This window comes from Cupriavidus basilensis, assembly GCF_029335485.1.
In the GTDB taxonomy this organism is placed as follows: Bacteria; Pseudomonadota; Gammaproteobacteria; order Burkholderiales; family Burkholderiaceae; genus Cupriavidus; species Cupriavidus basilensis_E.
Genome location: NZ_JARJLM010000611.1, coordinates 1 through 7,166, shown reverse-complemented (window position 1 = coordinate 7,166; position 7,166 = coordinate 1). Strand labels below are relative to the sequence as shown.

The 7,166-nt window shown below is 69.6% G+C and carries 8 protein-coding genes; 5 read left to right on the top strand and 3 right to left on the bottom strand.

Going from position 1 to position 7,166, the window contains the following annotated elements:
* From P3W85_RS37665 to P3W85_RS37645, 5 genes are all read left to right on the top strand, one after another.
* The coding region (locus P3W85_RS37665) for an MxaS protein (protein WP_276268536.1) at positions 1-630 on the top strand (630 nt) is incomplete at its 5' end.
* A complete protein-coding gene (locus tag P3W85_RS37660; RefSeq protein ID WP_276268535.1) occupies positions 627-1,583 on the top strand; it encodes a calcium incorporation protein MxaA in 957 nt (318 codons plus the stop codon). The genes P3W85_RS37665 and P3W85_RS37660, both read left to right, overlap by 4 nt.
* Positions 1,580-2,572 carry a vWA domain-containing protein gene (locus P3W85_RS37655; RefSeq protein WP_276268534.1) on the top strand — a complete coding sequence of 331 codons (993 nt, stop codon included), beginning with the start codon at positions 1,580-1,582 and terminating at the stop codon, positions 2,570-2,572. Before P3W85_RS37660 ends, P3W85_RS37655 begins: the two co-directional genes overlap by 4 nt.
* Positions 2,569-3,111 (top strand): MxaK protein, encoded by a 543-nt coding sequence (locus P3W85_RS37650; protein ID WP_276268533.1) that lies wholly within the window; start codon positions 2,569-2,571, stop codon positions 3,109-3,111. The genes P3W85_RS37655 and P3W85_RS37650 overlap by 4 nt, the downstream gene beginning before the upstream one ends.
* The gene (locus tag P3W85_RS37645) at positions 3,108-4,043 is read left to right on the top strand and encodes a VWA domain-containing protein (protein WP_276268532.1); all 936 of its coding nucleotides are present in this window, start codon (positions 3,108-3,110) and stop codon (positions 4,041-4,043) included. Before P3W85_RS37650 ends, P3W85_RS37645 begins: the two co-directional genes overlap by 4 nt.
* A 260-nt stretch (positions 4,044-4,303) precedes the next feature.
* Here the strand turns inward: P3W85_RS37645 and P3W85_RS37640 are convergent, their stop codons facing one another.
* The 3 genes from P3W85_RS37640 to pabB are packed head-to-tail and all read right to left on the bottom strand — an operon-like array spanning position 4,304 to position 6,845.
* The gene (locus tag P3W85_RS37640) at positions 4,304-4,813 is read right to left on the bottom strand and encodes a DUF1697 domain-containing protein (RefSeq protein WP_035815056.1); all 510 of its coding nucleotides are present in this window, start codon (positions 4,811-4,813) and stop codon (positions 4,304-4,306) included.
* A gap of 9 nt (positions 4,814-4,822) precedes the next feature.
* Positions 4,823-5,530 carry an HAD family hydrolase gene (locus tag P3W85_RS37635; protein WP_276268531.1) on the bottom strand — a complete coding sequence of 236 codons (708 nt, stop codon included), beginning with the start codon at positions 5,528-5,530 and terminating at the stop codon, positions 4,823-4,825.
* Positions 5,511-6,845, bottom strand: coding sequence for an aminodeoxychorismate synthase component I (pabB, locus tag P3W85_RS37630; protein WP_346430319.1), 1,335 nt, complete (start codon positions 6,843-6,845; stop codon positions 5,511-5,513). The genes P3W85_RS37635 and pabB overlap by 20 nt, the downstream gene beginning before the upstream one ends.
* Between the last annotated feature and the right edge of the window lie 321 nt (positions 6,846-7,166).

Sequence of the window (7,166 nt, the reverse complement as noted above, 5' to 3'; positions counted from 1 at the left end):
GTGTCCGCCTCCATGCGCTTCGGCGCGCGCGCAGACAAGCTGCAGGTGGCCGCGGACTTCCTCGAAGGGCTGGGGCATAGCGCCTTCCGCGCCGGCGACCCGGTCGGCATGCTCGCGTTCGACGCGGTGGAACGCGCGGATCTGTTCGTGCCGGCGCGCCACAGCCGCGGCGCCGGCTATGCCATGTCCGCGATGCTGCGGGCCTCCGCGAGCGCAGGCGCCGCGGCACGCGCGGGCGGCGCCGAAGGGCTGGCGCAGGCGGCGCAGCGGCTGGCGGACCGTCGGGGACTGGTGTTCGTGGTCTCCGATTTCCACTGGGCGCTCGAGGCGCTGGACGGCATCCTCGACCTGCTGGCGCAGGCATACGTCGTGCCGATGATCGTCTGGGACCCGGCCGAAACCGAGCCGCCGCCAGGCAATACGCTGCTGGCCGTGCGCGATGCGGAGACCGGCCGCCAGCGCACGCTGTGGCTGCGCAAGACGGTGCGTGCCCAATGGCGCGACGCGGTGGCGCGGCGGCGGGCCCGGCTCGACGCCCTGTTCCTGGCGCGCGGGCTGCGGCCTTTTTACCTGCACGGGGCGTTCGAGGCCGAGGCATTGTCCCGCTATTTTCTCGAGGCCGTGGCATGACGCAGCGCCGCTACCGCTTCCCTTGGCTTGCCCGGTTCGCCCGGTTCGCCCGGCTTGCCGGAGCGGCCTGCCGGACAAGCATCGCGGTGGCGATGGCTTTCCCGGCTGCCCAGGCGCAGGCCGGCGCCGCCGCCACGGCCACCGCGGCCACCGCGGCGGTCGATGCCATCGTGCAGCAGCCCCGCGCCTTCGGCTACGTGCTTGGCGACCTCATCACGCAGCGGATCCTGCTGCCTGCCGATGGCCGGACCGTCGATCCCGCCGCGCTGCCCCGCGCGCAGCGCATCAGCGCATGGCTGGAACGGCGGCCGCTCCAATGGGGGACCGATGCCGAGGGCCGCCGCTGGATGCACGTGACCTACCAGATCGTGAACGCGCCGCAAACACTGACCGCGATCGCGCTGCCGGCCTTGTCGCTGCCCATGACCACCGGCCCGGCCCTGAAGACAGGCGCGCACCTGATCAGCGTCGGACCATTGACGCCGCAGACGGCGCTCGGCAAGGGCGGGCTGCTCGAGATGCGCCCCGACCGGCCCGCGCCCGTATTGCCGACCGCGCCGGCCGCGCGGCGCATGGGCCTGTGGCTGGGCGCGCTGTCGGCCACCCTGGCCGCCTGGCTGGGCTGGTGGGGCTGGCGCAACCGGCGCGAATCCATGCGCCTGCCTTTCGCGCGCGCATGGCGCCGCCTGCGCCGGCTCGATCCGGCCCAGGCCGAAGCCTGGCTATGCCTGCACCGGGCCCTGGACGAGACCGCCGGGACGGTCCTGCGCGCCGGCGCGCTCCCTGGCTTGCTGGCGCAGGCACCGCACCTGCAGCCGCTGCGCGCGCGGCTCGAGCAGTTCTACCGGCAGTCGGACCAGCGCTTCTTCTCGGGCATGCCCGCCGCCGAGCCCTTTCCATTGCGCGCGCTCTGCCGGGACCTGTATCTTGCGGAGAAGCGTGCCCGGCCATGACGCTGCCCTTCGATTTCGTCCATCCCTGGGTGCTGGCCTTGCTGCCTCTGGCCCTGCTGCCGCTGGCGCGCCGGCGCGGCGACGCGCTCCCGTTCCCCAGCGTGGCATGGCTGCCGCCGGACCGCATCGGCCGTGCCGCCGGCTTGCTGTGGCGCGGGCTTGCGGCGATCGCCATGGCCGGCATCATCGTCGGCCTGGCCAGCCCGGGGCGAGCGGAGACGCAGGTGGCGCGCACCGGGCATGGCGCGGAGATCCTGCTCCTGCTGGACCGCAGCGGCAGCATGAATTCCGTCATCGTCGCCAAAGGGGAGCAAGCCGCGCTGCGCACGCAGGGCGATACCAAGAGCGATGTCGCGCGCGAGCTGCTCACGCGCTTCGTCGAACAGCGCCCGGACGACCGCTTTGCCTTCATGATGTTCAGCACCGGCCCCTTGCGCGTGCTGCCGTTCACCGAACGCAAGCAGGCCATCCAGGCCGGCATCGCGGCAACCCGGATCGGGCGGGGGTTGATGAATACGGATATCGGCCGGGCGGTGCTGGCAGCCATCGCGGAATTCGATGGCCGTCCTTATTCCGGCAGCCGCATCATCCTGATGGTGTCGGACGGCGGCGCGCAGCTCGACCCCGGCACGCGCAAGCGCATCGAGGCCGGCCTGGCCCGCAACCGTATCGCGCTGTACTGGATCTACCTGCGCACCGGCACCAGCCCGAGCCTGCATGCCGATGCGCCGGACGACGGCGCGGCGCAGGAAATCGCGCTGCATCGCTTCTTCCAGACCCTGGCGACGCCTTACCGTGCCTACGAGGCCGAGGATGCCAGCGCCATGGCGGCGGCCATTGCCGAAGTCGGCCGCCAGCAGAACCTGCCGCTGTCGTTCATGGAGCGCGTGCCGCGCAAGGATGGCAGCCCCTATGCCTTTGGCGCGGCGCTGGCTTGCTGCGCGTTGCTGCTCGGATACCGTTTCCTTCAACTGCGGAGCTGGACATGAGGCGGCGCACCATCCATCTGGCCTTTGCCGCCGCCGCGCTCGTGTCCGGCGCGCTTGCCGCCGGCGAGGCCCTGCAACTGCGCAAGGCGATGCGGATCAACCAGGCCGCGGCGTCGGCGGATGCGGACAGCGCCGCGAGCGGCGTTCGCGAGGCCAGGCTGGCCCAGGCCAACGCGCTGTCCCGGGCCGGCCGGCACGACGCCGCGCTCGCAGCCTACAACAGCCTGATCCAGCGCGACCGGCTCGATGCGGTCGGGCAAGCGGCGCTGTTCAACCTGGGCAATATGCTCCTGCGCCAGAGACGCGAGACCAGCACCCGCGACGCGTTCCAGGCACAGGCGCTGGTGGAACTGGCCAAGGCGCGCTATCGCGACCTGCTGCGTGCCAACCCCGGCGACTGGGATGCCCGCTACAACCTCGAGCGCGCGCTGTGGCTGGCCCCCGAAGTGCAGGACATGTTCGGCGCCGAAACCGACGATATGCCCAAGGAGCGGCTGCGCATCAAGGTGCCGGGCCTGCCGCCGGGAGACCTGCCGTGAAGATCCGCAGGCTGGCCAGGCGGGCCTTCGCGCGGGAAAACTGGCCGGTAACGGTGGCATTGCTGCTGCTGGCGGCCGCGGTCTGGATGCCGCCGCTGACGCTGCCGCGCGGCACCTTCCGCTACATGGTCGCCTTCGACGTTACGCAGAGCATGGATGCCGAGGACATGGGCAGCCCCGCGGCACCCGTGAGCCGCCTGGCATACGCGCGCGCCGCCATGCGCGAGGCGCTGCGGCACCTGCCCTGCGGCTCGGAAGTCGGGTGGGCCGTATTCGCCGACTACCGCGCGCTGCCCCTGCTCATGCCGCTGGAAGTCTGCGCCAACTACGATGCCCTGCTGTCCTCGCTGGACCGCATCGACAGCCGCATGGCCTGGGTCAACGCCAGCAGCATCACCAAAGGCCTGTACTGGACGCTGCGCATGGGCAAGAGCATGGGGGCCGGCACCAGCGTCATCTTCATCACCGATGGCCATGAGTCGCCACCGCTTCGCCCGTCGGAGCACTCCATGCTGAACGTCACGCCGGGCGAGGTCGGCGGCTGGCTGGTCGGGGTGGGGGGCGATACGCCGGTGCCCATTCCCAGGTCCGATCCGGACGGCAATCGCATCGGGTACTGGCGCGCGGACGAGGTGGTGCAGCTGGATGCGGTATCCGGCGCGGCGGTGCCGGGGCAGAGCCGCGAACACCTGTCCGCCTTGCACGGCGAGCACCTGGCGTCGCTGGCCAGGCAAGCCGGACTGGGTTACCGCCGCCTGGGCGCACCCGGGGCGCTGACCGGCGCGCTGCTCGACGGCCGGCTCGCGCATCGCGAACCGGCCCGCACGGACCTGCGCTGGTTGCCGGCCTTGCTCGCCTTGTTGCTGCTGGCCTGGCACTTTGCGCCGGGGCTGGCGCTGCCTGGACGCAATCGGCGCGCCGGGCAGGGATAGTGCCAATGGCCGGCGCGGGCCGGGTTCGCCAAGCTCCCGGCGATCCCGACCGCGCCGGCCTGGCAATACTTGCGCCGCGAAGGTTTCAAGGCAAACGTCTCGGCGTACTGAAGCACCATTTCGGCGGGCGGAACGACCTGGTTTCCGCTGTCATCGCAGAGGCGCTCGCGGTGCTGAAAGCGCAGGGCGCCACGCTCGTGGAGCCGACATCCAGCGTACCGATGAAGCCATGGATGACGATGACGGGCGGGAGCGCCGGACTAAACTGCCGCCAACTCGGCAAGCTTCGCCACGGTGTTCATGTTGCGGGCGGTTCCGGCCTTGGCGGCCGGGATCTTCAGTTTCGAGCTCGCCATGCCGCTGCCGTAGTGCACGTAGATCTCGCGGAGCCCGAGCGCGATGTCTTCCTGCTGCCGGCCGCTCACACCCGCCAGGGTGTCGGCAGGCGGCGGCGCATCGAGGAAGATGGCAACCGTCCGGTTCGAGGCCGCCGACTTGAAAGGATTCCCGGCAAGCACCGCCGCCAGTTCGGCGCCGGTCCGTATCAGCACGCCTACCGGCTTGCCGGCGTATGTCTCCAGGCAACGCTCGAGCCGGGACTTTACGGAAGCTTCGGCGAGCTGGCTGTCGAAGACGACATTGCCGCTCGCGATATAGGTGCGCACGCTGGTAAAGCCAAGGGACTCGCACATCGTCCGCAATTCGGACATGGGAAGTTTGCCTGTGCCGCCAACATTCACGGCGCGCAAGAGTGCTACGTATCGGGTCATGGCGCGATCCTATCGCGGATCCCGCCGGCTTGGCGCATACCCTGCACCCGCCTGCTCGGCAACCGGCCAGCCCCGCTCCAGCGCGATGGCCCGCAGGCGGGGATCCGGCGCGACCACGACAGGATGGCTGACATGCTCGAGCAGGGGCAGGTCGTTGACCGAATCGGAATAGAACAGCGTGCGTTCGAATTCCTCCCAACGCCGTCCAATCGCGGCCAGCCAGTCCTCCACCCGCCCCACCTTGCCCGCGCCGAAGCTCGGCACGCCGATCATCTCGCCGCTGAAGGGCGCCAGCGGACCGTTGCCGATGGTGGCGGCCTGCGAGGCCACCAGGTGCTCCACGCCGAAGCTGTCGGCAAAGCCGCGCGCGACGAAATCGTTGGTGGCGGTCACGATGCAGCACAGGTCGCCCGCGGTGCGATGCCGGGCCACCAGCTCGCGCGCCGGCGCCGGGATCCGGTCCGCGATGCTGGCGATAAAGGCGCTGCGCCAGGCTTCCAGGTCGCGGCGGTCGTAGCGCGCCAGGAAGGACATGCAGAAGCGCTGGAAGGCATGGATATCCAGCTTGCCGTCCATGTAATCCTGGGCGAAACGCTGGTTCTGCGGGGCGAACTCGGCTTCGTCCAGCACGCCGCGCTGCATCAGGTAGCGCAGCCAGGTGGAGCCGCTGTCGAAGGGAATCAGGGTGTGATCGAGGTCAAACAGGACGAGTTGCATGTGCAGCACGGGTAACGATGAGGTCGGGAATGGAGAAATCCCGCACATGATACGGCGTTCGCGCAGCGTCGGGCGCCAGGCCGGTCAGGAAGCCGGCCTTCAGCGCGCATTCCTCGAACTCCGCCTCGGCCTCGCTATCGAGCACGATGCCGGCGCCGACCCCCATGCGGCCCGCCCGCACGCCGCCGCGGACGGGCCCCAGCACCAGCGTGCGGATGGCGACCGACAGGCAGAAGCTGCCGCAGGCGCGCCCGGAGCCGGGCGCGGGGGCGTCGGCCCAGCCTATCGCGCCGGTGTACAGGCCACGGGGACTGGTTTCCAGCGCGGCAATCAGCGCCATGGTGTGGTGCCTGGGCGCGCCGGTGATGGAACCGCAGGGAAACAGGGCACGCAACAGGGCCGGCATCGATACGGCCTGCGGCAGGATCGCCTCGACGGTGGAGGTCATCTGGAACACGCTGGCGTAGGGCTCGATCGAGAACAGCGCCGGCACCTTGACGGAGCCGATGCGCGCCACCCGGCCCAGGTCGTTGCGCAGCAGGTCGACGATCATCAGGTTCTCGGCGCGGTTCTTGGCGTCGGCCGCCAGCGCACGGGCAATCGCGCGGTCTTCGGCCGGGCTCGCACCGCGCCGCGCGGTGCCTTTCATCGGCCGCGCGGTCAGCCTGCCGTCTTCATGGCGCAGGAACAGCTCCGGAGAGCAGGACAGGATGAAAGGCTGCCGCGCATCGTGGGGCAGGGCGATCAGCGCGCCATAAGGCACCGGCTGGCGGGCACGCAGGCGGCGGTACAAGCCAACCGGCGAGCCCGATGCCGTGAAATCGATGCGGTAGGTGTAATTGACCTGATAGGTCTCGCCGGCGCGCAGCGCTTCGTGGATGCTGGCGATGGCGGCATGGAAGGCGGGGCGCTCCACGCTTGGCTGGAAAGCGCCGACAGCGGCGGGCGAGGGCGTCGCACCGTCCGCACGCGCCAGCCACGCATCCACCTGATCGCGCGAGAGCCGCGCCAACTCGCGGAAAAGCAGAACGCGCAACGCCGGCTCCCGCGCGCCCGCCGCCGCAAGATGGCCAAGCCCCTGGAGCGCCACGCCCCACTCGTAATCGGCCAGCAGCACCGCGTGGGCGCCACCGCGCATGGCGGCGTCGGCTTCCTGCCACGCTTGCCCGAGCCCGGCCGGATCCGTGCAACGGATCTCGCGCAGGAAGCCGGTGTACAAGCGGCTGTTTGGCTGGCCAGGCGTAGCGGCCGCATCGTCGAGCAGGGCATAGCAATCATCGCCGGCCCCCGGCGGTCCTACATGGGAGATTGTCATGACACAGTCCTTCTCATGGCCGGGAAAACGGCTTTCCCGGTTTCGATTCAGAAAGAGGAATCAGCCACTCCGATCCCGAAGCGACATGGGTGAGGCCAAGCCCCCCAACTCCGGCGCTAGCGCGCCGGTAACGCAGATGCGTGAATTACCGCGGGCCATTGCCATCAGGGGCACTACAATAAAACCGATGTCCTCCACATTGGCAAAGCCGGCAAGCCAAGGGGTCGCTTTATTTTTGGTGTTTTTCTTTAAGCGCGGGTAAAGAGAAATTCATGAATTTTAGTTTGCCTAGTTATAGGTTTTTTTATGAGATCTGATTTA